The 25,571-nt window shown below is 70.4% G+C and carries 22 protein-coding genes; 7 read left to right on the forward strand and 15 right to left on the reverse strand.

Features of this window, described 5'->3' with window-relative positions; translation table 11 throughout:
* Positions 1 to 31: 31 nt before the first annotated feature.
* From O5O46_RS02100 to O5O46_RS02130, 7 genes are all read right to left on the reverse strand, one after another.
* Entirely contained in the window at positions 32 to 2,245 is a 2,214-nt protein-coding gene (locus tag O5O46_RS02100) for a SpoIIE family protein phosphatase (RefSeq protein WP_269853441.1), read from the reverse strand.
* Positions 2,246 to 2,473: 228 nt separating this feature from the next.
* Positions 2,474 to 5,023, reverse strand: coding sequence for a SpoIIE family protein phosphatase (locus O5O46_RS02105; protein WP_269853442.1), 2,550 nt, complete (start codon positions 5,021 to 5,023; stop codon positions 2,474 to 2,476).
* Positions 5,024 to 5,210: 187 nt separating this feature from the next.
* Positions 5,211 to 5,621 carry a (deoxy)nucleoside triphosphate pyrophosphohydrolase gene (locus tag O5O46_RS02110; RefSeq protein ID WP_269853443.1) on the reverse strand — a complete coding sequence of 137 codons (411 nt, stop codon included), beginning with the start codon at positions 5,619 to 5,621 and terminating at the stop codon, positions 5,211 to 5,213.
* A gap of 42 nt (positions 5,622 to 5,663) precedes the next feature.
* Positions 5,664 to 5,834, reverse strand: coding sequence for an SPOR domain-containing protein (locus O5O46_RS02115; RefSeq protein ID WP_269853444.1), 171 nt, complete (start codon positions 5,832 to 5,834; stop codon positions 5,664 to 5,666).
* Positions 5,834 to 6,295: an RpiB/LacA/LacB family sugar-phosphate isomerase gene (locus O5O46_RS02120; RefSeq protein ID WP_269853445.1), complete on the reverse strand. Its 462-nt coding sequence runs from the start codon at positions 6,293 to 6,295 to the stop codon at positions 5,834 to 5,836. The genes O5O46_RS02115 and O5O46_RS02120 overlap by 1 nt, the downstream gene beginning before the upstream one ends.
* A 135-nt stretch (positions 6,296 to 6,430) precedes the next feature.
* Entirely contained in the window at positions 6,431 to 8,047 is a 1,617-nt protein-coding gene (locus O5O46_RS02125; RefSeq protein WP_269853446.1) for an APC family permease, read from the reverse strand.
* Between the two features lie 341 nt (positions 8,048 to 8,388).
* Complete coding sequence (locus O5O46_RS02130; protein ID WP_269853447.1) at positions 8,389 to 9,141, reverse strand: GntR family transcriptional regulator; 753 nt, start codon at positions 9,139 to 9,141, stop codon at positions 8,389 to 8,391.
* A gap of 398 nt (positions 9,142 to 9,539) precedes the next feature.
* Between O5O46_RS02130 and O5O46_RS02135 the strand changes: the two genes are divergently transcribed.
* Positions 9,540 to 10,961 (forward strand): APC family permease, encoded by a 1,422-nt coding sequence (locus O5O46_RS02135; RefSeq protein ID WP_269853448.1) that lies wholly within the window; start codon positions 9,540 to 9,542, stop codon positions 10,959 to 10,961.
* 58 nt (positions 10,962 to 11,019) lie between these two features.
* On the opposite strand, the gene O5O46_RS02140 is transcribed toward O5O46_RS02135, so the two are convergent.
* The 4 genes from O5O46_RS02140 to O5O46_RS02155 all read right to left on the reverse strand — a co-directional run bounded on the left by O5O46_RS02140 (position 11,020) and on the right by O5O46_RS02155 (position 16,930).
* Positions 11,020 to 12,192, reverse strand: coding sequence for a type III PLP-dependent enzyme (locus tag O5O46_RS02140; RefSeq protein WP_443072350.1), 1,173 nt, complete (start codon positions 12,190 to 12,192; stop codon positions 11,020 to 11,022).
* Positions 12,182 to 13,912 carry an IucA/IucC family protein gene (locus O5O46_RS02145; RefSeq protein ID WP_269853449.1) on the reverse strand — a complete coding sequence of 577 codons (1,731 nt, stop codon included), beginning with the start codon at positions 13,910 to 13,912 and terminating at the stop codon, positions 12,182 to 12,184. Before O5O46_RS02145 ends, O5O46_RS02140 begins: the two co-directional genes overlap by 11 nt.
* 127 nt (positions 13,913 to 14,039) lie before the next feature.
* Positions 14,040 to 15,758, reverse strand: coding sequence for an IucA/IucC family protein (locus O5O46_RS02150; RefSeq protein WP_269853450.1), 1,719 nt, complete (start codon positions 15,756 to 15,758; stop codon positions 14,040 to 14,042).
* Positions 15,755 to 16,930: an ATP-grasp domain-containing protein gene (locus O5O46_RS02155; RefSeq protein WP_269853451.1), complete on the reverse strand. Its 1,176-nt coding sequence runs from the start codon at positions 16,928 to 16,930 to the stop codon at positions 15,755 to 15,757. Before O5O46_RS02155 ends, O5O46_RS02150 begins: the two co-directional genes overlap by 4 nt.
* 69 nt (positions 16,931 to 16,999) lie before the next feature.
* On the opposite strand from O5O46_RS02155, the gene O5O46_RS02160 reads away from it, so the two are divergent.
* Positions 17,000 to 17,818 carry a (2Fe-2S)-binding protein gene (locus O5O46_RS02160; protein ID WP_269853452.1) on the forward strand — a complete coding sequence of 273 codons (819 nt, stop codon included), beginning with the start codon at positions 17,000 to 17,002 and terminating at the stop codon, positions 17,816 to 17,818.
* Here the strand turns inward: O5O46_RS02160 and O5O46_RS02165 are convergent.
* Positions 17,740 to 18,108 (reverse strand): hypothetical protein, encoded by a 369-nt coding sequence (locus O5O46_RS02165; protein WP_269853453.1) that lies wholly within the window; start codon positions 18,106 to 18,108, stop codon positions 17,740 to 17,742. The two genes, O5O46_RS02160 and O5O46_RS02165, sit on opposite strands and share 79 nt — an antisense overlap.
* A 214-nt stretch (positions 18,109 to 18,322) precedes the next feature.
* On the opposite strand from O5O46_RS02165, the gene O5O46_RS02170 reads away from it, so the two are divergent.
* From O5O46_RS02170 to O5O46_RS02180, 3 genes are read left to right on the forward strand one after another with little or no spacing between them, the layout of a single operon-like run.
* Entirely contained in the window at positions 18,323 to 18,709 is a 387-nt protein-coding gene (locus O5O46_RS02170; protein ID WP_269853454.1) for a hypothetical protein, read from the forward strand.
* A gap of 2 nt (positions 18,710 to 18,711) precedes the next feature.
* The gene (locus tag O5O46_RS02175; RefSeq protein WP_269853455.1) at positions 18,712 to 19,014 is read left to right on the forward strand and encodes a DUF6317 family protein; all 303 of its coding nucleotides are present in this window, start codon (positions 18,712 to 18,714) and stop codon (positions 19,012 to 19,014) included.
* Complete coding sequence (locus tag O5O46_RS02180; RefSeq protein WP_269853456.1) at positions 19,011 to 20,300, forward strand: WXG100 family type VII secretion target; 1,290 nt, start codon at positions 19,011 to 19,013, stop codon at positions 20,298 to 20,300. Before O5O46_RS02175 ends, O5O46_RS02180 begins: the two co-directional genes overlap by 4 nt.
* 750 nt (positions 20,301 to 21,050) lie before the next feature.
* Here the strand turns inward: O5O46_RS02180 and O5O46_RS02185 are convergent.
* Genes O5O46_RS02185 through O5O46_RS02195 form a run of 3 tightly spaced genes read right to left on the reverse strand, consistent with a single transcriptional unit; the run spans position 21,051 to position 24,181 of the window.
* Positions 21,051 to 22,274, reverse strand: coding sequence for a S8 family serine peptidase (locus tag O5O46_RS02185; protein WP_269853457.1), 1,224 nt, complete (start codon positions 22,272 to 22,274; stop codon positions 21,051 to 21,053).
* 14 nt (positions 22,275 to 22,288) lie between these two features.
* Complete coding sequence (locus tag O5O46_RS02190; RefSeq protein ID WP_269853458.1) at positions 22,289 to 23,704, reverse strand: hypothetical protein; 1,416 nt, start codon at positions 23,702 to 23,704, stop codon at positions 22,289 to 22,291.
* Positions 23,705 to 23,719: 15 nt separating this feature from the next.
* Positions 23,720 to 24,181, reverse strand: coding sequence for a hypothetical protein (locus O5O46_RS02195; protein ID WP_269853459.1), 462 nt, complete (start codon positions 24,179 to 24,181; stop codon positions 23,720 to 23,722).
* Positions 24,182 to 24,265: 84 nt separating this feature from the next.
* Here O5O46_RS02195 and O5O46_RS02200 point away from each other — a divergent pair, with 84 nt between their 5' ends.
* Positions 24,266 to 24,610 carry a hypothetical protein gene (locus tag O5O46_RS02200; RefSeq protein ID WP_269853460.1) on the forward strand — a complete coding sequence of 115 codons (345 nt, stop codon included), beginning with the start codon at positions 24,266 to 24,268 and terminating at the stop codon, positions 24,608 to 24,610.
* A 715-nt stretch (positions 24,611 to 25,325) separates the two neighbouring features.
* Positions 25,326 to 25,454, forward strand: a complete 129-nt coding sequence (locus O5O46_RS02205) for a DUF6408 family protein (protein ID WP_269853461.1) — start codon at positions 25,326 to 25,328, stop codon at positions 25,452 to 25,454.
* Positions 25,455 to 25,571: the final 117 nt, after the last annotated feature.

The following is a 25,571-nucleotide window of genomic DNA, read 5'->3' on the forward strand; positions in this document are numbered from 1 at the left end:
CGTGCGGAGCGGCTGCCCACAACACGACCGATCAGTACACGCTGAGCAGCGCCGACGCCAGGTCCGGTCCCCTCGTCTCCCCGTCGGGCAGCCCGAGTTCGAACCACACGGTCTTGCCGCGCGGCGTCCTACGGCTGCCCCAGCTCTCGCTGAGCATGCTGACGAGTTGCAGCCCGCGACCGCCCTCGTCGGTGTCCCGGGCCCGCCGCCGCCTGGGCTGGACGAGGCCGGAGTCCCAGACCTCGCACACCAGCGTCCGGTCCAGCAGCAGCCGAAGCCGTATGTCCCCCCTGCCGTGCCGCAGCGCGTTGGTGACCAGCTCACTGACCAGCAGTTCGGTGGTGTCGACCAGTTCGCCCAGGCCCCAGGCCTCCAGCCGCCCCCGGGCCAGCTCCCGGGCCTGGGCCACCGACTGGCCCTTCGGCGGCAGCGTCCAGTCGCCGACCGCGTCGTCCGGCAGGCCCTGCACCCTGGCCATCAGCAGCGCCACGTCGTCCTCGCCGTGGTGGGTGTCCAGGCTGGTCAGTACGTGGTCGCAGGCGTCCTCCAGCGGCAGCGCGGCGGTGCTCAGGGCGCGCCGGAAGGCCTCCAGGCCCTCGTCCAGGGCGTGGTGGCGGGACTCCACCAGCCCGTCGGTGTAGAGGGCGAGGAGCGCGCCGTCGGGGAGTTCGATGTCCACCTCCTCGAACGGCTCGCCGCCGACGCCCAGCGGCATGCCGGGCGGCACGTCGAGCATCAGCGCCGGATCACCTGGCTGCACGATGACCGGCGGCAGATGGCCGGCGTTGGCGATGGTGCAGCGCCGGGTGACCGCGTCGTACACCGCGTAGACGCAGGTCGCCAGGTACACCTCGGCCAGGTCCTCGGTGTCGCGGTCCTTGGCGCGTCGGCTGCGGCCACCGCTGGGGTCGGACAGACCGCGGGCGATCTCGTCCAACTGGGTCAGCACCTCGGCCGGTTCGAGGTCGAGCAGCGCCAGGGTGCGTACCGCGGTGCGCAGTTCGCCCATGGCGACGGCGGCCCGAAGTCCGCGGCCCATCACGTCGCCGACCACCAACGCGGTGCGGTGGCCGGGCAGTTCTATGACGTCGAACCAGTCGCCGCCGACCTCCGCGGCGGCGTTGCCCGGCAGATAGCGGCAGGCGATGTCGAGTCCGGCGGCCTCCGGATTGCCCGGTGGCAGCAGGCTGCGCTGGAGCAGCAGCGCCCGTTCGTGCTCGCGCCGGTACAGCCGTGCGTTGTCGATGCACACGGCGGCCCGGGCGACGAGTTCCCCGGCCAGCGCGCGGTCGCGTTCGCCGAACGGTTCGCTGCCCTTGGCGCGGGAGAAGTGCACCAGGCCGAGCACGGTGTCCCGGGCGACCATCGGCACCACCAGGGTGGACTGGACGACGGCCGGCAACTCGCCCCGCTCCAGGTCGGGTTCGGTCGGCTCGTCGGCCATGGAGCCGCCGCCGCTGACGCCGACGACCTGGATCTGCGCGGTGCGCAGCGCCTTCGCCGCGGGCGAGGTGAACGGATAGCGGTGCACCGCGCCCACGCTCACCGAGCCGTCCTCGACGCCCAGTGAGTCGGGGCCGCCGGAGACCGCGCTGGCGCCCGCGACCCTGCGCACGTCCGCGCTGCCGTCGGAGCTGCCGACCGGGTCCTCGTCGCCGGTCAGCAGCACCTGGTAGAGGTCGACGGCGGCCAGGTCGCAGAAGTGCGGTACGGCGACGTCCAGCAGCTGCCGGGCGGTGGTCTCCAGGTCGAGGGAGTTGCCGATGCGGGTGCCCGCCTCGTTGAGCAGGGCCAGGTCGCGCCGGGTGTGCGCCGCCTCCCGTTCGGCGCGCTGACGGATCGTCACATCCGTTGCCACGCCCGCCACTCCGGACGGACGGCCGTGCGGGTCCGTGAGCCGGTACAGGGAGATCGCCCAGCGGCGGCGGCCGGGAGAACCGGGGCTGGTGCCGACGACCTGCATGTCGACCACCGGTTCGCCGCAGTCCAGCACCTGGCGCAGCGCCGCGGTGAGCCGGTCGGCCTCGACCCGGGGCAGGAAGTCGTGCGGGGTGCGGCCCGGGTAGTCCCCCGCGGGCTTGCCGTAGACGTGTGCGAAGCGCTCGTTGACGCGGATCAGTCTGAGGTCGGTGTCGGCGAGGAAAAGCCCCATCGGAGATTGGCCGAAAATCGCCTCGAACGCGGCCAGGGAGGCGTCCCGCTCCCGGTCGCCCTCAAGGCCCCGGGGACTTGGCAGTTCAGCCATGGTCGGCCCCCGAGGGGTGGTGGCCTTCTCCGTGCGAAGCGGCGGAGCAGGATCCGCCGGAACGTATGCAGCGCAAGACCCCTCCAGTTATTCAGTACTCCCGGACCGGCCGCTGCCCAGTCTTCAGGGTATTGGGCACCCCTGAAGTATTGAGCACCGGCGGCACCGGACACACGGTCTTGTCGATCACAGCATCATTTCGGCTTCAACGAGGCAACTTCACCGAGGTCAGCTACCCGGCAACGCCAGTTCGAACCACACCGTCTTGCCCAGCGGCCCCTGCCGGGTACCCCATCGCCGGGATGCCCGGGCGACGAGTTGGAGTCCGCGGCCGCCCTCGTCCTCGTGGTCGGCGGTACGGGCGCGCGGCGGATCGGGCAGCGGGTCGGAGACCTCGACCAGCAGCGAGGGTCCGCGGACCATGCGGACGCCGATGGGTCCGTGCGCGTACCGCAGGGAGTTGGTGACCAGTTCACTGACCAGAAGTACGGTCACGTCGGTCAGCGCGTTCAAACCCCATACGGCCAGCGTCTCTCGGACATGCGTGCGCGCCTGCCGTACCGCGCTGGGTTCGGCGGGGAAGGCCCAGGACGCCGCGCTGCCCTCCGGGAGACCGCCGAGCCGGGCCATCAGCACGGCCACGTCGTCCGGTTCGAGCTCCCCGACCAGGTTGGTGACCATGTCGTCGCACGCGTCCTCCAAGGACCGGTGCGGGCGGCCGAGTACCGCCCTGAGCCGGTCGATGCCATGGCCGATGTCCTCGCCGCGCCGCTCGATCAGACCGTCGGTGTAGAGCACCAGCACCGAGCCGTCCGGCACCCGCAGTTCGGTGGTCTCGAACTCCGCTTCGCCGACGCCGATCGGGGTGCCGGTGGGCATGTCGAGGCGGTGCACGCCTTCGGCTCCGCGCTCGCCGGGGTCGATCAACAGGGGTGGCAGATGGCCCGCCTTGGCGATGGAGCAGATCCGGGTCGACGGGTCGTAGACGGCGTAGACGCAGGTGGCCATCATCGGTTCGTCGGGGAACTGCGCGAAGTCGTCGGACAGGTCGTTGATCCGGCGCAGCAGTTCGTCGGGGGTCATGTCGAGCGCGGCGAGGGTGCGCATGGCGGTGCGCAGCCGTCCCATGGTGGCGGCGGCCTGGAGCCCGTGCCCCATCGCGTCGCCGACCACGAAGGCGACCCGGCCGCCCGCCAGCGGCACCACGTCGAACCAGTCGCCGCCCGCCTCCGCGCCGGTGCTGCCGGGCACGTAGCGGTAGGCGACCTCGACGCCCGGCAGTTCGGGCACGTGCTGCGGCAGCAGGCTGCGTTGCAGCATCAGGGCGCCCTCCCGTTCCCGCGCGTACAGCCGGGCGTTGTCGAGGGCGGCGCCCGCGCGGTCGGCGAGTTCGGTGGCGAGCGCCAGGTCGTCGGGGTCGAACGACTCGCGCTGCACGGAGCGTCCGATGACCAGCAGGCCGAGCACGATTCCGCGGGCCCGCAGCGGGACGACGAGCATCGAGCCGACGCCCAGTTCCAGGGCGGCCTTTATGCGCGGGTCGAGGCCGTACGCGCTGTCCGTGGCGGCGTGCAGGTCCGCGCTGGTCTCGGCGTACCAGGCGGGGCCGCCGGCCAGCACCTCGGTGAGCGGTGAGCCCTCGGGGAAGCTGAGGCTGGCCCCGGCGCGCAGCTGGGCGGCGACCGCCTCGGTCCCGGGCCCCGTGGTGACCCCGGCCAGCACGAGCGGGGTGTGCGCGGGGTGCGGGCGGCGCGGCAGGTCGGCGCCCCGGGGGACGTCGCGGACCAGCAGCACCCCGGCGTAGTCGGCGAACTCCGGTACCAGGATGTCGGGCAGCAGCCGGGCGATGCGGTCCACGTCGAGCAGGTCGGACAGGACCCCGCCCACGTCGTTGAGGAGGGTGAGCCGGGCGCGGGCCCGCTCGGCCTTGGCGACCGCGATGTGGCGTTCGGTGACGTCCATGACGATGCAGGAGATGCCCAGCACCCGCCCGGCCCGGTCCACGATCCTGGAGTACGAGGCGGAGCGCAGGCCCTCGCCGCCCGGTCCCTTGTTCAGCAGGTCGACCACTGTGCGCCCGGTGGCCAGCACCTCGCGCTGGACCAGGGTGAGGTTGTGGCCGGTCCTGCCGGGCAGGATCTCGTCGACGGTGCGGCCTATGTGGTCGTCCGGGGGGCGGCCGTTCATCCGGGCCAGGGCCTGGTTGACGCGGACGAAGCGCAGATCGGTGTCGAAGATCGCGATGCCGAGCGCGGAGGTGTCGAACACCGCGTCGACAATGGCCAGATCGTGCTCCAGGCCGCGCAGCAGCTGGGTCTCGGCGAGCGAGACCAGGATGTACGGCTTGCCGTCCCCGTCCACCAGCAGCGAGGCCCGCACCTCGGCCTGCACGGTGTGGCCGTCGCGGTGCCGTAGCGGCAGCACCCCGCCCCAGCGTCCGGCGCGCAGCAGCTCGGCCAGCACCTGCTCCGCGGGGCCGGGGCTGGGCACCCGGCCGAGGCGCTCGGCGCGGACGGCGTGCGCCGTGGACCAGTCGCTGATGATGTGGTCGATCCGGCGGCCGACGATGTGCTCGCCGGCCCAGCCCAGCAGTTCCTCGGCCAGCGGGGACCACAGCACCACCCGGCCCCGGGTGTCCAGCATGATGACGCCGACCCGCAGGGTGTCCAGCAGCCCACCGGAGTCGGCTGGTTGGGTGGCGGCCGGTTGCAGGCCGCGCGTCCGGTGGCGGTCGGCCGCGTTGTGTGGCGGATTGTGCGCGGCGGATGGGGTGCTCATCCGGCACACCTCCCGCCAGTTCGGACATAGTGCCTAAACCCCCCGTACCCCATGATCAATGGAGTACACGGCGACCGGCCCGGCGCGTTACTCCGTTCAGTCCGGCGGAGTCCTCGAACGGGTCCGGCGCGCCCGCTTCCCGCCCGCCTCGAGCGGGGTGCCGCGCGCCGCCCTGTCCGCACCTCGCTCACCGGCCCCCGGAGAGCCTGCGGGCCGCCTCGGCGACCGCCGGGCGGTCCTGGTCCAGCCAGTCGACGCCGGCCACCTCTGCGGGCGCCAGCCAGCGCAGGGCGTCGTGGTCCTCCAGGGGACGCGGCGGCGCGGAGCCCTCGGCCAGCCGGGCGGTCCACACCCGCAGCACCAGATCGGCCCGCAACGGCCACTCGCCGGGGATCCGCTCCAGCGGCTCCGCCTCGACCCCCAGTTCCTCGCGCAGCTCGCGCACCAGGGCCTGCTCGGCCGTCTCGCCCGGCTCCACCTTGCCGCCGGGCAGCTCCCAGCGCCCGGCCAGCTCCGGCGGGGCGCTGCGCCGAGCGGCCAGCAACCGGCCCTGGTGCAGCAGCGCCGCGCCCACCACCACACGCACCGAAACGCTCATGCGCGGCACTCTACGGCGCCGCGCAGGGCGTCCCGTCAGCGGCTAGGAGGCCTGGGGCTGGTCGATCTTCTCGATGAGGTAGCGCCGTCCCAGCCCGCGTGCCTCGAAGTGTCCCGCGACCGTCTCGGCCTCCTCGCGGGTCTCACAACTGGCGACGCGGTAGCGGTTGCCGTTGTCGTCCTGGCGTATGACGGCCCACAGCAGCTCGCCCATCAGGCGACTCCGTCGATTTCCCGTACGTGGTCGATGCTGGCGAGGTCGTCCTTCTCCTCGCTGGCCCTACCGGCGAACCACGCGTCGAGGATCTCCTTGAGCAGTGGTTCCGAGGTCTGCCGCAGACCGATGGCGAGGACGTTGGCGTCGTTCCACTGGCGGGCGCCGTTGGCGGTGTAGGCGTCCGTGCACAGCGCGGCGCGCGCTCCTGGCACCTTGTTGGCGGCCATCGACGCGCCGGTGCCGGTCCAGCAGCAGACCACCGCCTGGTCGGCCCGGCCCGCCGCGACCTCGCGGGCCGCGGCCGTCGCCGACCACGCCCAGTCGGGGCGTCCCGCGCCCTCCCGGTCGTCGCCGCGCAGCGCCCCGTAGGCGGACACCTCGTGCCCGCGCCTGCGCAGTTCGTAGACGAGGACCCTGGCTACCGGCTCATCCATGTCCGAGGAAACGGCGATCCGCATATGCCACAGCCTACGCCCGCCGGTGACCGTGTGAACCCGTCCGTACGCGAACGGGTATGAACTCGCCACCTGTTGAAGGCGGAAACGATGAGGACCCCCGCGCGGTGCGCGGGGGTCCTCATCGCGAGCGACGGATCAGACCGCCGTGGAGACGCGCTCGGCGTCGTCCTGGGCCGCCTTGAGCTCCTCGCGGACCGCTTCCAGCGACGGGTTGTGCCAGGCGCTGCGCACACCCCAGAAGTAGAAGGCCAGCCCGATCACGGCGACGACCAGCAGGTCCCAGCCCTCGGGCAGGTAGCCCTGGCCGCCGTAGTCCTTGCTTCCGATGTACGAGATGAAGGCCATCACGAACAGGTAGGCGACCATCCAGACGCCCGCCTTCAGGTGCGGCTTCAGCTGCGACATGGGCTTGCGCAGCTCGTAGAAGGCCCAGATCGGCAGACCGGCCGCCATCAGCAGGATGACCTTGCCGGTCAGCGGCCACTTGGCCCAGTACAGCACCAGCGAACCGAAGACCATCGCGACCGGCGCGATCACCGGCATCGCCTTCAGCTGCACCGGACGCGGCATGTCCGGCGCCAGGCGGCGCAGCGACATCACGGCGACCGGGCCGGTGATGTACGAGATCACGGTGGCCACCGAGACGATCTCGGCCAGCGAGCCCCAGCCGCGGAACACCGCGAGGAAGGCGAACGCCACCACCAGGTTCAGCAGCAGCGCCGGACGCGGCACACCGGTCTTGGGGTCGACCTTGCCGAAGACGCCCGGCAGGTGGCCGTTCTCCTGGACGCCGTGGATCATGCGGGAGGTGGTGGCCGCGTAGATCATGCCGGTGCCGGACGGGGAGATGAAGGCGTCGGCGTAGAGCAGCATGGCCAGCCAGTTGATGCCCCAGGCGATGGCCAGGTCGGCCAGCGGGGACTTGAAGTTCAGCGCGGACCAGCCGCCACCGGCCAGGTCGTGGGCGGGCACCGCCATCAGGAAGGCGACCTGCAGCGCCACGTAGATCACCAGCGCGATGAGGATCGAGCTGATCACCGCGCGCGGCAGCGACTTGCGCGGGTTACGGGCCTCGGCGGCCATGTTGAGCGGCGACTGGAAGCCGTTGTACGCCCAGACGATGCCGGAGACGGCGACCGCGTTGAACACCGCGTTCCAGCCGTGCGGGGCGAAGCCTCCGGCGCGGCTGAGGTTGTGCGTGTCGAAGTGCGACAGCATCAGGGTGGCCGCGGTGAGCGTGGGCACCACGATCTTGAAGACGGTGATCGCCGTGTTGGTCTTGGCGAACAGCGTGATCGCCCACCAGTTGAGCGCGAAGTAGACCAGCAGCAGCACACTGGCCAGCGCGACACCGGAGCCGGTCAGCTCGGTGCCGTTGTACAGGCCCTTGGCCCAGGACCACTTCCACGAGCTCATGTAGGTGACCGAGGCGGTCGCCTCACCCGGGATCACCGAGACGATGGCGATCCAGTTGGCCCAGGCGGCCAGGTAACCGGCGAGCGAGCCGTGCGAGTACTGGCCGTAGCGGACCATGCCACCGGCCTTGGGGAACATCGAGCCCAGCTCGGTGTAGGTCAAGGCGATGGTCAGCGCGACCACGGCACCGATCACCCAGGCGAAGATCGCCGCCGGCCCAGCCAGGTGGCTTGCCTTGGCGGCACCGAACAGCCAGCCCGAGCCGATGATCGAGCCGAGGCCGACGGCCGTCAGCGATACCGTGCCGAGGGAACGGCGGTAGTTGGAACCAGACAAATCGGTGGTTCCCCTTTCTTCTCCCCGTGGCCTTGCACAAACTCCGGCAGCTTAAAGGCGATAGGCCGTCTGCGGTTCCCCCTGGAGGTGTTGTGTGATCTTTGCAACAGCCACGTATCGTGATCGAACCGGGGTGCGAACGGACCACTCCGTCAACGACGTTGCAGCTCAGAGGGGTTACGCCGACCGATCGGCCGGGAAGCCGTCACTGATTGTCAACAGTCGGTATCACCCGCGCGAAGGCCGGCCGCGAGGAGGATTCCGCCGTGGCGCGAGCGGCGACGGCGAGTGGCGGGCACCGCACCGCCACCCATGCGACCGAGCGGTCCACGGGAAGGGCATCAGCGGACCGGAAGGTGGTACGCGACCTTGAAGCGGTCGGCCGGGATGACCAGGTCGGCGGTCTCCACCGGCCGGTCCGAGGCGTAGAAGGTGCGGGAGACGACCAGCACCGCATGGCCCGGAACGCCGCCGAGCTCCGCGGTCTCGACGGCCAGGCCGGGGCGCGCGGCGACCTCCTCGACCACGTTGTCCACCACGATGTCGATGGCCGCCATCCGGTCCACCACGCCACGTCCGCCCAGCGGCCCCTCCTCGGGCAGCATGACCGGGGTGCGCCCGGTGACGGCCAGCGGCTCCCAGGAGGTGGAGAGCATCATGGGCTCGCCCTCGGTGCGGAACAGATAGCGGGTGCACATCACCCGGTCGTCCGGCTGGATCCGCAGCCGGGCGGCGATCGCCGGACTGGCGCTCTCCTGCGTGCTGACCGACTCCCAGGTGCCCTTGCAGCCCTCGTCCGCCTGCTCCTGGCGGAACGGGGTGGGGCCGTACGACGGCCGGTAGCCGGAGCGGGCGATGGCACGCGGCTCCGGCCGCTCACGGACGTACGTACCGGATCCGGAGCGGCCCTCGACGAAGCCCTCGGCCATCAGGACCTTGCGGGCCTCCAGGGCGACCGTGTCGGAGACGCCGTAGTCCCGGCGGATACGGGCCTGCGAGGGCAACCGGGTGTGCGGGAGGAGGATGCCGTCGAGGATCTTGCTCCGCAGGTCGTCGGCGACCCGGAGGTACGCGGGCTGCTCACCAAATGGCACGTGACCCTCCACAGAGGTTGACCGGCTGCAACAGCTTGACAACGTACCGTGTCCAACCGCAAGCCAAGGCCAACGCATCACCTCTGGATTCCCCTACCCTGGCGGCAATTAATTTCTCTCGCCGCGCCACCCCCGCCGCGCGATCCGCAGTGCCGCCACAAGCGGCCGTGACCCCCGTCACGCCACGCCGTTTACCTCCATTTAACAGCTAATCCGCTTTCAGATCAGTCGAATTCGATCTACCGGACAACGGATTTCGTTGCGAGAGGGGGGTTGACGCTTTGTTGACACCAGTTGTCTCATGACGTCCCGGGAGCGCCCCAGCATCTGATGAGCCAGCCATAACGGAGGCGATAACGCTCCCCCGCAGAGCCCCACCGAGCCCGATGGGACGCCGTATGACCGAAATCCTGCGCCCGCCCGCCGAAGTCCCCGATTCCGCCGCCGCCTCCACGGCGGCAACGGAAAGGGGCAAACTGACCCGCTCCATCGGAGTGGTCGGCGGCACACTGCTCACCCTTTCCTGCCTCACCCCGGCCTCGTCCCTCTTCGTCATCGTCCCGGGCTCGTTCGCCACCCTCGGCACCGGCACCGCGCTGACCCTGGTGATCGCCGTCGTGCTGTGTGTCGCGGTGGCCTTCTGCTACTCGGAGTTGGGCACGCTGATCCCCAGCGCGGGCGGCGAGTACGCCATGGTCGGCACGCTCACCGGTCGCTTCTCGGGGTGGCTGGTGTTCATCCAGGCGCTGATCGTGGTCATGATCGTCCCGCCGATCATCGCGCTGGGCACCGCCGACTACCTGGCACCGCTCATCCACGTCGACGCCAAGGCGACGGGCGCGGCCGTGATGCTGCTGGCCACCGTGATGGGCCTGCTCGACCTGCGGGCCAACGCCTGGATCACCGGCGTCTTCCTGGTACTTGAGGTGGTCGCGTCCGCCGTGGTGGCCTTCCTCGGCTTCTCGCACACCCGGCGCTCCGCCTCGGTGCTGGTCCACCCGGTGATGGCCGGGGACCACGGCGCGAGCCTGCCGGTCACCGGTGGGCTGATCGTCGCGGGCCTGGCGGCGGCCCTGTTCATCCTCCAGGGGTTCTCCACCGCCGTGTACCTGTCGGAGGAGATGGAGAACCCGCGGCGCACCGTCTCCCGGACCGTGCTGTGGACGCTGGCCATCGGCGCGGCCGTGGTGCTGGTCCCGGTGGTCGCCATCACCCTGGGCGCTCCCGACCTCAACACGCTGGCCGGCGGCGACATCGCGGGCATGGTGCAGAAGTGGAGCGACTCCGGCGTCGGCACCTTCATCAGCCTGTGCATCGCGCTGGCGATCATCAACGCGGCGATCGTGATGGTGATCCAGAACTCCCGGGTGCTGTTCGCCTCGGCGCGTGACAACGCCTGGCCCGCGCCGGTCGGCCGGGCACTGGCGGCGCTGAGCAAGCGGTTCGGCTCGCCGTGGATCGCCACGCTGGCGGTCGGCGTACCGGGCGCGGTGCTGTGCTTCGTGCCGGTTGCGACGCTCAACGGCGTCACCGGCGTGGCCGTTGCCGCGCTGTACGCCTTCGTGGCGGTGGCCGCCCTCGCGTCCCGGCGCGGCGCGCACAAGGAGCGAGAGGGCGTGTGGCGGATGCCGTTGTGGCCGGTGGTCCCGGTGGTGCTGCTGGCGGTACTGGTCTGGGTGCTCGCCCAGCAGGCCGCGCGCGATCTGCTGATCACCGGGGGCATCACCGCGGTCGCCGCCCTGTACTGGGTGTTCTACCTACGGCCGCGCCGGGCCACGCACTGGGTGATCACCGTCCCCGAGGACGAGATGGTGTCCTGAGCGGGAGCGCTCACACGACGCGGGCCCGGCGGTGCGGACCGGTTCGGCACCGCCGGGCCTAGTCCCACCCGAGGTGGTGGAAGCCCGGGTGCGGATGCATCAGGAAGCCGTGGTGGGAGATGTTCCAGGCGTATGCCCCGGCCAGCGCGAACACCACCCTGTCCGCCGGCCGTAGTCCGGCGGCCCCCGGTACGGCACGGGCGAACACGTCCTTCGGGGTGCACAACTGCCCGGTGAGCGTGGCGCGTTGGCCGCGCACCACGGGCCTGGGCCAGGGGTACGGCCAGTCGTCCACCGGCAGCACGGTGAACGGCTGGTCGTGCCCCTTGGTCACCGGGGTGCGCAGATGCTGGGTGCCGCCGCGCAGTACGGCGAAGTCCTCGCCGTGCGCGCTTTTGACGTCCAGCACCTCGGTGGCGTACCAGCCGCAGTACGCGGTGAGCGCCCGCCCCGGCTCGATCCGCAGCCGCAGCCCGGGGTGGCGGCGCAGCAGCCGGTCGAGTCCGGCGCCGAACGCGGCCCAGTCGAAGCGGGCGGCCGGATCCGCGTAGTCCACCGCCATGCCGCCGCCGGTGTTGACCTCCTCGATTGGGACCGGCAGCCGTACCGCCCAGTCCACGATCCGTTCGGCCACGGCGAGTTGGGCGCCGGCGTCCAGGCCGCTGGCCAGGTGGGCGTGGATGCCGCGCAGCCGCAGCCGGGCGAAGTCCGGCCGGGCCAGCAGGGACAGGCACCGGTGGACTCCGGCCGGGTCGAGGCCGAACGGGCTGGGGCCGCCCATCGCCAGGGGGACGCCGCGCAGTTCCACCGGCAGGTTGACCCGCAGCAGGATGTCGGCGCGCCGCCCCGGCCCCACCGCGCCCGCCAGCAGCCGCAGTTCGCGTTCGCTCTCCACGTGGAAGCGCGTGACGCCGGTTCCCGCCGCCGCGGCCAGTTCGCCGGGCGTCTTGCCCGGCCCGCCGAAGGCCACGCGCGCGCCCGGAACCGCCCGGCGCACATGGGCCAACTCGCCTCCCGAGGCGACCTCGTAGCCGGTCACCGCGCAGCGCAGCGCGGCCAGGATCTGCGGGTCCGGGTTGGCCTTGGCCGCGTAGTAGAGCTCCACCCGCTCGGGCAGCGCGTCCCGGACGCGCCGGGCGTGCGCCCGCAGGGCGGCGATGTCGTAGACATACGCGGGGAGTTGGTCGTCCGGCAGCGCACGGACGTGGTCACGCACGGCCTCAGTGATCACGGCGGACTCCCGGTGCGGTGGTCTGGGTGCCCGCCGCCGAGGAGACCTCGTGTCCCGGGGCGGCGAGTGGTGAGCGCACCGCAACGTATCCCGCGTCCCGGTCGGCGTGGCGGGCCCAGCGGGTCAGCAGGTTGGCCTTGGCGGGCAGTGGCACGCCCGCGAGCAGGGCGCGCAACCGCGGCGGACAGCCGTGCTCGTCCGCGTACTCGCGCAGCACGGCCCGGACCCGCGCCCACAGCGCGGGCTCCGACCCGGGGTGCAGATCGGCGAGCGCGGCCAGCAGTTCGGCGGTGTGGTTGACCAGCAGGCAGTAGACCACCCGGTCCCAGCCGCGCCGCGCGTCGTACGTCAACGGCCCGGCCACATCGGCGGGCAGCGCGGCCAGTGCCTCGCCGTGCCGCTCGGCCAGCAGCTTGGTGCCCTCCAGATCGCGGAAGACGATGTGCCGTGGCAGCCCGGCGCCGTCGACGCCGACCAGCACGTTCTGCAGGTGCGGCTCCAGGACGACGCCGTGGTCGAAGTAGGCGGCGAGCACGGGTGGCAGCAGCAGCCGCAGATACGCCGTCCACCACTCCAGCGCCTCCGGCCGGCCCGCGCCGTCCAGCAGCCGGGAGACATGGGCGCCGCTGGTCGGGTACTCGTCGGCAACGGCCGCGGCCAGCAACGGGGTCACGCCGGGCGGCAGATGGGCGGCCAGGCCGTCGCGGACGATCACGCCGAACCCCTCTAGCAGCGCGTCGTCACCGGGCAGCGCCAGTGTGCGGTACGCGGGCTCGCGCAGCATGGCGGTGCCGGGGAAGCGGGCGGCCAGCTCGCGCAGTACCGGGTCGAGCAGTCGGGTCAGGGCGACGGCACCGGCGAGTTCGTAACGGGCGTTCTTCCGCAGGCAGTTGGTGATCCGCACGTTGAGGCTGAACTTGAGGAAGGCGCCCTGGCCGTACAGGGTGCGCACCGAGGCGGTGGCGGTGAACGGCGCGCCGCCCTCGCCGAGGTCGCGCACGTCACCGGCGCCGATGGCGGCGCGCAGCCGGGGCACGTCGGCCAACAGCCGGTACTGCCAGGGGTGTACGGGCAGCAGCCGGTAGCCGTCCGGGACCGTCCGCAGCCGGTCCAGCAGCGCGTCGGCGCCCGGGGTCGCGCACTCCCCCGCGACCAGTTCCCGGCGCACCGCCAGGTGCCGCAGCGGAAAGGCGGTGCGGGCCTCCGGCGCGTAGTCGTCGCAGGCGTCGTACGCCGCGCAGCGGGCCTTGGGGGTGGGGTGGAAGCGGTGGCCGTAGACCAGCGACTGCTCGGACTCCAGATAGCGGTCGGTCCCCGGGTACGGGCGGGTGCGCAGCGCCAGGGCGGCGGCGATGCCGTCGCGGCTGGCGGCGAGCTGGCCGAGGAACTCGTCGTTGCCGACGCCGGAGCGCAGCGACAGCTCGGTGTGCACGTACTCACCGAGCCGCTCCAGTGCCACCTGCCGCCAGCCGCCGTCGACCCGCTCGGCCGCCGGTCCCCGGAAGCGGTGCGCACCGAACAGCGAGAGGCGCCGCAGTGCCACGCGCAGCAGCACACCGCGTCTGGGCAGCCGCAGGTACAGGTGCCCGTCCACGACGGTGGCCTGCTGCTCGGGTCCCGAGACCTCCCGCAGCAGGCAGTTGAGCAGCGTGTGCACGGCGACCACGTCCGCGTCGGGCAACGCGGGCGACCTGCGGTCGGTCACCGGGGAGAGCAACATGGGGTTCTCCAGCGGAGGTTGGTGGGGTGTGGCTCGCTCGGACCGCCGGTCCGCGTCGTCGGGGGCCGCTCGCCGCCGCGGCGGCTCGACCTCCGGGGCTTCCGCCCTGGACCCGGACCCCTGGGGGTTACGCCCCCAGCAGGTAGTTGGGGCCGGACGTGTAGTGCTTGTTGATGTCCGTCGCGCCGCTGCGCGCCTTGGCGAACAGCGTTCCGGCGCTGACCATCGCCTTGACCGGGAGCCGCTCGGCGTCCAGTACGCGCTCGCGCAGCACCTCCCGCGGGCCGTGCGGCAGGCGGTCCACCGCCTCCGCCATGCGGGCGCGGATCATCCGCAGGGCCGCGACGAGGGGCACGCGGCCGGTGCGGGCGAGGGCGAAGGCGTACGCCCCGGCGCACAGGTGCACGGTGATGGTGGTGAACAGGTCGGCCAGCGGGCCGTCGTCCTCGGTGGTGATCCGCGGATCGTCGAACGCGTACGGGCCGAGGCGGTCGCCCAGTCGTACGGCGTTGATCCGCGGGCCGTCGTTGTCCTTCAGCAGCAGCCGCACCCGGTCGGCGTCGAAGACCAGCGAGATGTTCTGCTGGTGCGACTCCAGGGCGATGCCGTAGCCGAACAGCGTGGTCTGCCAGTCGAACAGCAGCCGCAGCACGGCGTCGAGGAGCGTCAGCGGATCGCCGCCGTGGAACCGGTCGGCGAGGTGGTCGATGACCAGTCGCCCGCTCGGCGCGGTGGCCAGCAGCGCCGCCATCGGCACCACCGCCGACTGGTCCAGGCCCGCCGGGTGCACGCGCACCAGGGCGGCGAGCAGTGGATGCCCGGCGTGCGCCCAGCAGGTCTCGTCGGCGAGCAGCACGGTGTCCGCGAAGCGCGGCTCGCGGGCGGTCACCGCCTCCAGCAGCCGCTGGCACTCGGCGCCGTCGCCCAGCGTGCCGGGCTTGATGGTGCGCAGGTTGGCGACGCCCAACGTGGCCGTGTCCAGCGGTAGTTTGAGGTGCGCGCGGGGATGGTCGGCGAGCGCGCCGGTGCGCATGGAGAGGGTGGGGACCAGGTCCAGATGCGGTCTACGGGCCAGTACGGCGTCCCGGTCGAGCCCGACCGCCCGCAGCGCCTCCTGGATCGACCGGGCCTTGGTCAGCGGGTGCACCGGCAGCGCGAGGTGGTCCCGGTCCCGCTCCGGCATGCCCAGCAGCGCGGGGCTGGGCCACCGGCCGGGCAGCACCTCCTCGGGCGCCGCGCCGCCGACGCTGACCGCCTCCCGGGGCAGCACCAGCCAGCGCGGCCGGTACCGGGGGTGGAACTCCGGTGCGCAGACCCGCAGTTCGGCGGCGCCGAGACCGCGGCGGCCCCGCGCGGTGGGGTACACCGGGTGGTCCAGATAGGCGGCGAGGGTGTCATGGGCCAGCGCGCCGCGGTGGCCGCGCCAGTGGGCCGGGTCCGGGCCGTGTTCGGCGGCCAGCCGCCGATGGGTGGCGGCGCGTACCTCGTCGTGCAGCCGCATCGTGGCCAGGGTCTGCCGGTACTCCTCGGCGAAGGCGTCGAATCCGGGGCGGTCGACCGGCTCGGCGAGGGCGCGCAGGGCGCCCAGGATGTCGGCGAAGCGGGTGAGTTCGGCGGTGCGGCCCTCGGCGCTCTCTTGCCGTAGCAGCGGTAGTCGGGCGGCGTACTCGCACTGGTAGCCGTCCTCGGCCACCGCCAGCAGCAGCGCGCCGCCGTCCGCGGCGGGCAGCCGCAGCCAGCGCCCGTCCGGCCGTGCCACCGGTGTGCTACGGCGGCGCAGCCCGACCACGTCCTCGCGCAGCAGTGCGCTCAGCACCCGCAGCGTCAGCTGGTCCTCGGCCGTCACCGGGTGATCTCCCAGCGCTGGGCGGCCAGGAACCCGGTGGCGGCCCGGTCCACGGCCGCCTGGTCGGCGCCGGTGGTGCGCAGCACTCCCAGGTAGTCCCGGTTGGTGTGGTGCAGTGGCCGCCGCTCGCCGGTCCGGCGCAGCGGCCGGTACGTCAACCGCGCGCCGTCCACGGTGAGTTCGGCCGCCTCGGGCGCCGAGGTCAGGGTTCCGGCGCGGTCGGCGTACGGGTAGTCGATTCGGGCGGCCCGGTCGGCGCGGGCGCCGAGGTCGGCGGGGAGCGGTTCGCCGAGGTGCGCCCGCAGCACGTGCTCGAAGAACGGGACGCCCAGCAGTCCGTCGAGCAGCAGGTCCACCTGGTCGCCCGCGGCTCGGTAGTTGACCTCGATCAGCCTGGCCTGCCCGTCGTGCACCACGTACTCGGTGTGGCAGGCCCCGAAACCCACGCCGAGCACGTCGAGTTGGGCCAGTACCTGCTCGACGACCCCGGGTGGCGGCTCGGGTTCGAAGACCATCCGCTCCTCGATGAAGTACGGCGGCGGCGACAGTTCGGTATGGAAGCCGCCGAGCACATGGCGGGTGCCGTGGCCGTCGCCCAGCGTCTCCAGGGTGTGCAGTTCGCCGGGCAGGAACTCCTCGACCAGCAGTGCGGCGCCGGGCCGCCGGGCCTGGATCTCGGCGCAGCGGGCGAGCAGTTCGCGCTCGTCCGCGACGCGCACCACGTCTTCGCTGGCCACCCCCTCGCGCGGTTTGACCACGCACGGGTAGCGCGTCCGCGAGGTGTCCGGCGCCGCGCCCGCGGGCACCTCGGCGCACCAGACGTCGGCGAGGTGGCGGCGCAGCTGCGCCTTGTTCTTGGTGCGCAGCGCGGCCCGCCAGTCCTTGCCGGGCAGTCCGAGGTACTCGGCGGCCAGCGCCGCCTGGGTCTGCAGGTGGTCGCTGTTGGTGAACACCGCGGCGGGAGCGGGGCGTTGGGTGATGGCCCCGACGACCTCGCGGATCTCACGGACCTCGCAGCCGACGACCTCCACCCCGGCCGGGTACGGGACGCGGCGGTGCGGCGCGGGGTCGTCGGTGAGGACGGTGACGTCCAGGCCGAGCCGTTCGGCGGCGGGCAGGAATCCCTCGGTGACCGAGTCGGTGGGGTTGAGCGCGAGCAGGTAGAGCCGCATGGACGGACGCCTTCGTTCGGTCGTCAACACGCGAGAAACTTAGGTTAGGCACACCTAATCCTGTCAAGTATGGTGTGGTTCTTCCGGGCGCGCCCCACCCTGATCGGAACGCCAATGCCCAACACCAGCAGGGGGTTCACCGACCCCTCCAGCACATGCGTACGACCGCTCACCGAGCTGTACCACCAGCTCACCCGGCGCTGCGAGGCATGGTGCGCCGAGGTCACCAGCGGCCCCGCGGAGTGGATCACGGCGTCGGACCTGGCCGCCCGCCCCGAGGCGCTGGCCGCCGTCATCGACGGCGAGTCGGCCCGCATCCTGGCCGACCACGGCCTGCGGCCCCGCCACGACGTCGCCGCGTCCCGGGCGCTGCACCACTACCTGTGGACGGCCAGCCTGCTGTTCAGCGGCCCCTGGTACCTGGACCGCCGGGTGCCCGACATCGCCCCCGACCAGGTCCGCGTCGACCCGGTGAGCGGCACGCTCGCGCTGGCGCCCGACGATTGCCGCGAGGGCCGACGCGCCGCGCCCCCGGCCGAGTTGCGCACCGCCGTCGCCGAGCATGTGGCACCGGTGCTGCGGGCCTTCGCGCCGCAGGTGCGGCGCGGGCCACGGGCGCTGTGGGGAATGGCGGGCGACGACCTGGTGTCCGGCATCTGGTACCTCGGCCGGGTGTTCGGCGACGAGCGGCACGGGGTACGGGAGGCCGGTGCCGTACTACCCGGCGGCACCCCGCCGTTCCCCGGCGCCGCCGCCTTCCGTGAGCTGTCCGGCCAGCCGATCCGCACCCGGCTCGGCTGCTGCATGTACTACGCCGTACGCCCGGACGAGGCCTGCCTGACCTGCCCGCGTACCAGCGACGCCGAACGGGTGCGGCGGATGGCGTAGACCGTCCCCTGGACGACGGCCGCGCAGCACGCGGCGGCGCCGAAGGCCGCGCCGACGCCCAGCGCGGGCAGCAGCACGGCCAGTACGCCGAACCAGGTGAGGAACGCGAACTCGGCATGTACGACGCCGCGCAGGAATTCCACCGCCGAACCGGCCCCCATGTGCCGGTGGGTGTGCACCACCTGCGCGACGACCAGTACCGGAAACGGCGAGCACACCCCGACTGCAAATGACGGGGGGCACAGTAGCGCACCATGGGACCAGCCGATCATCGCCTCTGTCGGGAGCACGCCGCCCTACGCAAACCCCTGACGGGCCCCGCTTACAGTGCGAGCGACGCCTGGTCAACGGTTGGTCAAAGGGTCGCCACTGGGTATCAAGCAGTCGCATGGGTTGTGTCAACCGATGTCGTCGTGAGGCTGGTTTGCCGGATTGTGGCGTACTCCATGGTGTGTACGGTGAGGATCGATTCCGTGAGCCGCCGAGCAAATGAGGGAGCAGTACGTGGGGGAGCACATAAGGTCCCGCATCCTCGACTTCCTTGAGGGGCCTTCGACGATGGGCCCGGTACCAGGCGTTCCGGCCTATCACACCGTGGTCTTCATCCCGGCTCATCCACGGTACCCAGACGGCGAGGGCCAACCGCGCATCGCGGTCGAACTCCTTGAGCACTCCGGCACTACGCCTGTTCCCGTCGCGTTCACCAGCTTGGAGAAACTGGTGGAGGCACTGGGTCCCGCGCAGCTGTGGATCGCCTCCTCCATCGGTCCGTTCGCAGAGGCGATGCGTGACGCGGGACTCCCCAAGGTCCGGCTCGACCCGGCGGTGACCCCGGGTACGGTCACCTGGCGGGCGGAAGAACTTGAGGCGTACGCCCGGAAGGTGAAGTAGCCATGGACCTCAAGGCCGTCCTGGGTGATCTGAAGTCATTGAGTGACGCCTTCCACAATGCGGCGGGTGACTACCGCAAGCTCCGTCAGAGCGTCGCGCCCACCGTCGTGAGCGGTGGCGACGCAGGCCTGGACCACGCGATCAAGGAAATGGCCGACCTCATCATCTCCCTGCACATCGGTTTCGCTGACCGGCTGGACGAGCACGGTGACAAAGTGCACGACGCGCACGATTCCTACCAACGGCACGACGTTGACGTGCATGGCCTGTTCGACGACCTGATGAAGAACGAGAGTCGGCGATGACAGACAGTTGGGTCGGTGGTGACATCGGCGGCCTGCGCGTGATGGGCGAAACGTACATGAACGCCCAACAGCAGCTCGAAGGCGTCATCAAGCCGCTTGAACACGCCGTGGATACGCTGGCTTCCGACACCGGTTGGAAGGGCGAGGCGGCCTCGAGCTTCCGTGGCGCCTGGAGCGAGGACGCGATGACGGCAGGTGCATTCGCTCAACTCGTCCACGACACCGGGAACATCCTCAACAACCTTGCCAACAGCCTCGATACGGTTGAGACGGCTCTGAAAAACGCCGAGGACGTCGCCACCCAGGCGGGCGTGCCCATGCACGGCAATGGCGTACCCGGCGAGATCGCGACGGGCAGCTCGCCGACTGCCGCACAGAGCAAGGCGATCGCCGCCTTGAAGGAGTACGCAACGGTCCGCCAGGAACTCCTGCACGCCGCACAGCAGGCCCGTCTACAGGCTGCCGACCAGCTCAACGCGCTGTACGCGCAGGCCACCGGAAGCGTGTCACCAGGTGACAAAGCCACCATCGCCGACTACCTGCGCGGCCTGTACGCATACGACGCCGAGGATGCCCGAGCAGGAGGCAAGGAAGCCCGCGCCAAACTTGACGACGCGCGCAAGGAGGCCGACCAGGCCAAGAAGGCACTACGCAAGGAACGCAAGGCGTTGCAGGCCGAAGGGCGGTCACTGCCCAAGGACTTCGCGCCGAAGGACGCCTACCGCAACGCCATGGCCACGGTGGACGACCTGGAGACGAAGCTGGCGCGCGCCGAGAACGGCAGCACGGCAATGCCGTACGACCGGGCACTGAACGTCAAGGTGGAGGACGCGGCCAAGGCGCTGCGGCTGGGCGAGGGCGTCGACAAGCTTCCGGAGTTCCTCAAGGAGATGCCGGTCCTCGACGTTGCTGCCGCTGGTGCCTGCGGCATTCTCGAAGCCCAACAGGACCACGATCAAGGCTGGTCGTGGACGCACTCCGTGGTCGTGGACGGGGGCGCGAACGTCGGCGGTCTGGTCCTCGGAACGGCAATCACGGCGGGGGCGGTCGCCGCACTGCCCGTCGAAGTGCCCACGGCAGTGGTGGCCGGTGTGGGCGGCGCCGTCGTGATCGGTGCTACTGGCGTTCTCGACCACGCGTTCCACGAGCACTGGAGGGAGGACATCCACAAGAACGGCTACGTTATGGGTGTCCTGGATGGAACCGGTGACGTGTTCAAGCAGACAGGCGGCGACTTCAAGCGGCTGGGAGAGGACGTGTGGGGTGGCATCAAGAGCATCTTCTGAGACAACGGCACCAGCACCCGTCGAGCTCCCGGGCCTCGGTACCACCTGGTACGCGCGCGGCATGCGGTACTGGCTGCGCCGAGCGACCACAGGGCTCATGTTGCTAGCCGTCATGGCCTTCGTATGTTTCATCGCCGTGAGCCTCTATCGCGGCTTCAGGACCGTCCTGCCGCCTACCGTGCGTTCCGTGTGGGACTGGGCACAGATCGCGGGCTCCGGAGTGGCCCTGGTGTGGGGCTGGCGGGTACAACGCAAAGGCCACCGAGAGAAGCTGCTGGACCCGCCTACCCCAACCCAGGTCGCCGAGCGCAAGCGAGACGAGACACGTCGCACCCCTGGCCTGATAGCCGCCGGACGCGGAGCGGCACTCCTCGCAGCACCCGTACTACCCGCCCTCGCAGCATGGGCCATGGGCTGGGTATGCGCTGCGGTGACGGTACGCGAGTACCCCAGCGAGGTCGCCGCGCGGCGCGCGGCGCAGGAACCCCCTCGCGCACGCTAAAAGATGCGTCGGCCGCGGAGGATGCGCCCTGGCGGCGTGTCCACATTCGCTACGCGCGCCCATCCGCAAGTTACGTCAATGGGCACGCACCACCACCACTCCGCACCCAGCCCCGAGGAACGCTCCTTGGGGCGTCTGCGACCAACGAAGCTCGTCCGCATGGGTTGGGGAGCGCGCCGCCCATACGGACGGCACGAGTGTTTCCGGGCGGTGGTCCCAAGCCACGGTGCTGTGTTGAGCGGCGGCGCTCAGGTGGTTTGGGCGGTACGCCGCCGTACGAGGAACCCGACAATGGCTCCTGCGGCGACGATCACCCCCAAGCCGCCCAGCACCCAAGGCATCACGCCGCTACCGCCACGGCTTCCGCCATCTGCCTCGACCTTCCCCTTGTGCGCCGCAGTCTCAGGCTTGGGTGCCGCGGAGGCCGCGGAGTCGCCTCCGGCAGGGTTGGGCAGGGGGAAGACGTTGGCAGGGCCCGGATCGCCTTGATGACTCAGCAGAACCATCCGGGGCCGGACGATTCCGTACCCGAGGTACTCACTGGGCACCTTGCCGTCCTGCGGCTTACCGGCGGTCTCGATCAGTGCGCGCAGCACCTGGTCGCCCGTCCAGTCCGGGTGAGCGGACCAGACGAGCGCGGCGGAGGCGGAGGCGATGGCGGTGGCTTGGCTGGTGCCCCAGCTGGAGCACAGTCCCTGGCTATTGGGGCAGTGCATGGGGATGTCGTCCCCTGGTGCCGCGAGGGCCACCTGCGGACCGTGGGTGGACCACTTGGTGACGGTGAGGGTCTTGTCCACAGCTCCAACGGCCACGACGCCGTACATGGAGGCAGGGGCGGTCAGCAGGTTGGCCTTGTCCCCGTCGTTCCCTGAAGCCGCGAACATCAATACACCTTTGGAGTTGGCGTAATCGACCGCCGACCGCATATCAGGGTCCTCACCTTTGAAGAGATCCCCGAAAGACATGTTGATAATCCGAGCCCCGTGATCAACGGCGTATCGAATGTATTTGGGGATCACCCCTCCACCAAAAGGCACCACGTAGTATTTGAGAGGGAGGATCTTTGCCCGTGGCGCGAGGCCTTGGATGCCGCCGCTGGCGCCCGTCCCCGCTATCAAGGCCGCCATCTCCGTACCGTGGCTGTCGTCGCTCCCCCTAGGAGGCTTGCCCGTGGTCAGATCCGGAGCGGGCAGCAACTGGCCCTGCAGTTCCGGCCGCGACGCGTCGACCTCGCCGTCGATGACGGCAACCGTCACCCCTTGCCCGGCACTCACCTTCCACATGCTGTCGGCTTGCATGCGGTCGAGGTACCACTGATGAGAGCGAGCATCATCAGCAAACACCGCTGGAGCGAGCGTGCTTGAGAAGAAGACCGTGAAGCTGCCGAGAGCTACCAGCAAACACGCCAGGCGATGACGCGCCACCTTCGCTGTCGCCGTTCGCATGGCGCCGTAGCCTCCCACCAGTTTCATGGCTTCCTTTTGCCCTACTCAATGACACGTGGCACGACGTCCTGCCGCTTCGCCTTCCACGTCTCTTCGTCTTCTTCGAGATAGTCCGGACGAGCGCGGGAGATGCGTCGAGCGGCGCCACTCGACCCTACGCCAGCCGACGGCATGACCCCGCCGCCCGCGCCTTCCCTCACCAGGCCGGAACCGCCAGGGGTGAACTCCCGCGCGGCCGGGTCTGGCTCCTGGACCTCGCCCACGACTCCGCCTACTTCGGAAGCCAGGCGGCGACCAGGACTCGTAGGAGCGCCTGGCGCTCGCCCACCTATGTTCCCTACTGCGCCGGTGCCCATCGGCCCACGGAACGTCGAGCCAGCAGCAGACGGCTCGCCTTCTCCGCCGATGACGGTCCCTTGAGGAAGCCGAGGCGAGAACGTGGAGGCTCCGTTGCGGCTGGGCATACCACCGATGATCCCGTCGCCACCCGCTTCTCTCGGCAAACCGCCACGCGTCGGGAGACGATAACCGCCGAACTCACCGGGGCCTTTGGGTACCTCGACAGCCCTCTCTGGGACACGTGGAGTTACGTAGCCAAGGCCAGTTCCAGGGATGGTGGCCACTGGAGGAATGCCCATGCTCTTCACCGGGGGGACCGACGGTTCCACCGATGCATTGCTGCCATGCGGCGTCACCGACGGCGCGGTGGGGGCATGAGCCACCGAGTCAATCGACGTATGCGAACCGACATCGCCCTGGCGCACCTGCTCTGCCGTGGCTGCCGCCCCATTGCGCGGTGTCATAGTGGGTGCGGGAGCATCACTGCTGTCCCCCCGGGATACCACTGGCTCGTACCTTTCACCGCGCGGTGTGGTACCGCTGGTCGTCTCGTCAGGCGATCCGTAAGGGCGGAATCCTCCATCACGTGAAGGCTGCGCCATGCTTACCGGCATCGGCTGAAAGATCGGCTCCTCCTGCTGCGAGATCGTCTCGGTAGACGTCACGTAGTAAGAGGCCAGCTTGTTCATCTGGTTGATGGCCTCTTGGCGGTCCGACTCGCTGGCCTTGCCACCGCCCTTGGACAGTGAGTACATGGTCCCCGTCACCTCGGAGAGCGCCTGACCCGCCGCGAGGATGTGGTCGCCCGCCGTCCCGGTGTAGTTGGCCAACGTGAGGCTCTGCTGGGACAGTTGGCCGATCCACTGGTGAAAGCTGTCGGCGCCTTGCCCGTCCCACTCAACCCCTTGCCCATACGTCTTGAGGTCGTTGGCGATGGACTCGACCTGCTTCTGAGCGGCCAAGAGCGCATGGCCTGTGCTGGTGAGCTCGCTCGGCATGGCATTGGCCACCATGGCATGCATGTCCTCGAAGGACTTGCTCTCGAAGTCGGTCTTACTGCGATAGCACGCGGTGACATTCATCTGGCCGGCGGTGATGCCGTCGTCGCCTTGTCCCATCTGCTCCTCCGGTATCTAGATGCTGCCCGGAGCGGCAGTCTTACCGTGTCCCTCAGTCGGCTGAGTCCTCGACGAAGTGGTCGATTGACTACCAGATCCGCTTGACTTCGGGGCTTGGTAGAACTGCTCGGTGCTCTGCCGGATCGCGATCAGCCGGTCCATCTGTTCCTGGTCAACGCCGCTGTAGCCGTCCTTGGCCATCTGGATGGCAATGCCGAGCGCTTCTATCTGGTCCCCGAACGTCTGCGACAGAGCGACGAGCCGACTGTGGACCTTGTCGTACAGGCCTGCCAGATCGCTTGCCTCAGCGAAGCCTTCGCCGTATGACGAGTACGAGATCCCCTGAGTCCTGATGTTGGTGTGCGACGCCTGGGACTTCTCCAAGTCGCTGAGCATCTTGTCGACGCGGCCCTTGAACACCGCAAGTGACTCGGCCTTGACCGCGAGCCCCTTCGCATCACTGCTGGGCGCAACCACGGTGTCCTCCCCTTAACACCACCCCTAACACCTGGCACCACTCTATCGCCCCACCTCTGACATGGCCCAACGAAGTTGGCGGCCGTGCAGCCCTCCAAGTCGCTGGCCAGCCGGGCCTCCTGGGCTACGCCGGGCCGTCCCGAGCCGAGTGGAACCCTGGTGCACGCACGCTTCGACTCGGACGCGCTGTCCCTGGCTGCCTTGCTGCCCGACTACTTCTACCTACCGGAGGGCACAGCGAAGTCTGCGCACGGCAAGCAGACCCGCGAACTCCAGATCAGGGTCGTCGGGGGCGTGGAGTACAGCCTCGCCCAAGGCCCATGGCACACCATCAAGGGTGACTTCGCCGACGAGGGCGCTAAAGTCATCAGCTCGATCGCGGACCCCGTAGGGACGGCCAAAGGCATGTGGCAAGGAATATTTGGGTGACGCCCACGCGAGAAGTGGCAGTGGGCACTGGACGAACTCCGTGGCACACGGCAGGCGGCGCGCCGGGAAATCCTAGTGAACCGCTACGCAGGGCAACAACGAGGACGCCTGCGGCTCGGAGTCGTCGGTGAGAGCTGGATCGAGCGAGGCGCCGGGTACTGGGCACGCCGGGTGTGCAGATCAGGACCCGCCACCGGCACGGAATCCCGCGCAGCGCGGCCCGCAGCGACGGAATCCACAGCCGGGCCCGCCCCACCCCGCAGACGCCCCGTCACCCCCGTCCAGCACGGATCCAGCAACGGGCACGCGTACAGGGCCGCCCCCTGACCTGCAGACTTGTCAAACCCCCCAGCAACGCTAAGGCGCCGCCCAAACCTTGATCCGGAAACGTTGATTCGGCGCGGGCATCCCAGCACGAGCCCAGCACGGGAGATTCGTCCCAGCACCATGTGCAGTCGATGCCCGACCGACCTTCCTCAATCCGTCATCCCCCCTCGCCGCACCGGCTCGTCAGTGCCTGTGTATTAACTTCTTGCCCACACTGCCCAGTCGTGGACTACCGTTGCCATGCACCGCGTGCCCTCCCCGGAGGGTGTACGCGACGTGCCCCGGGGCGTGCGCAATGCCCTTCGGTTCGGTGACGTAGCTCCATGGTGCGCTCCCGGCGGGAGCCATCCGGCGCCGTCACCGATCAAACCGAAGGGGACGCATTCCTGTGGTTGCCGTCGAGTACACGCCCAAGCGCCGCACCTGGGTCCGTGATGTCCTGGTTGGCATCGCGGCGAGCCTCGGCTCAAACCTGGCGTGGGCTCTGGCGCAGATCGTGGTGCACCGCCTCGGCTGAGCCGGGCGGCGGGCGGGCCTCCAGGGGCCCGCCCTCCTTACCTTTGCAGCCGGGTAATCTGCAGAACGTCATTGCGGCCCGACGGGCTTCCGCTCCGCTTCGGCGGAGTCACGAAGG

The organism is Streptomyces sp. RPT161 (genome assembly GCF_027533845.1).
Taxonomy (GTDB): Bacteria; Actinomycetota; Actinomycetes; order Streptomycetales; family Streptomycetaceae; genus Streptantibioticus_A; species Streptantibioticus_A silvisoli_A.

Excerpts from the sequence above, each read along its gene's own strand:
- O5O46_RS02100 (WP_269853441.1), bottom strand. The coding sequence starts at position 2,245 with ATGGCTGAACTGCCAAGTCCCCGGGGCCTTGAGGGCGACCGGGAGCGG.
- O5O46_RS02105 (WP_269853442.1), bottom strand. The coding sequence starts at position 5,023 with ATGAGCACCCCATCCGCCGCGCACAATCCGCCACACAACGCGGCCGAC.
- O5O46_RS02110 (WP_269853443.1), bottom strand. The coding sequence starts at position 5,621 with ATGAGCGTTTCGGTGCGTGTGGTGGTGGGCGCGGCGCTGCTGCACCAG.
- O5O46_RS02115 (WP_269853444.1), bottom strand. The coding sequence starts at position 5,834 with ATGGGCGAGCTGCTGTGGGCCGTCATACGCCAGGACGACAACGGCAAC.
- O5O46_RS02120 (WP_269853445.1), bottom strand. The coding sequence starts at position 6,295 with ATGCGGATCGCCGTTTCCTCGGACATGGATGAGCCGGTAGCCAGGGTC.
- O5O46_RS02135 (WP_269853448.1), top strand. The coding sequence starts at position 9,540 with ATGACCGAAATCCTGCGCCCGCCCGCCGAAGTCCCCGATTCCGCCGCC.
- O5O46_RS02145 (WP_269853449.1), bottom strand. The coding sequence starts at position 13,912 with ATGTTGCTCTCCCCGGTGACCGACCGCAGGTCGCCCGCGTTGCCCGAC.
- O5O46_RS02155 (WP_269853451.1), bottom strand. The coding sequence starts at position 16,930 with ATGCGGCTCTACCTGCTCGCGCTCAACCCCACCGACTCGGTCACCGAG.
- O5O46_RS02160 (WP_269853452.1), top strand. The coding sequence starts at position 17,000 with ATGGTGTGGTTCTTCCGGGCGCGCCCCACCCTGATCGGAACGCCAATG.
- O5O46_RS02175 (WP_269853455.1), top strand. The coding sequence starts at position 18,712 with ATGGACCTCAAGGCCGTCCTGGGTGATCTGAAGTCATTGAGTGACGCC.
- O5O46_RS02180 (WP_269853456.1), top strand. The coding sequence starts at position 19,011 with ATGACAGACAGTTGGGTCGGTGGTGACATCGGCGGCCTGCGCGTGATG.
- O5O46_RS02185 (WP_269853457.1), bottom strand. The coding sequence starts at position 22,274 with ATGAAACTGGTGGGAGGCTACGGCGCCATGCGAACGGCGACAGCGAAG.
- O5O46_RS02190 (WP_269853458.1), bottom strand. The coding sequence starts at position 23,704 with ATGGGACAAGGCGACGACGGCATCACCGCCGGCCAGATGAATGTCACC.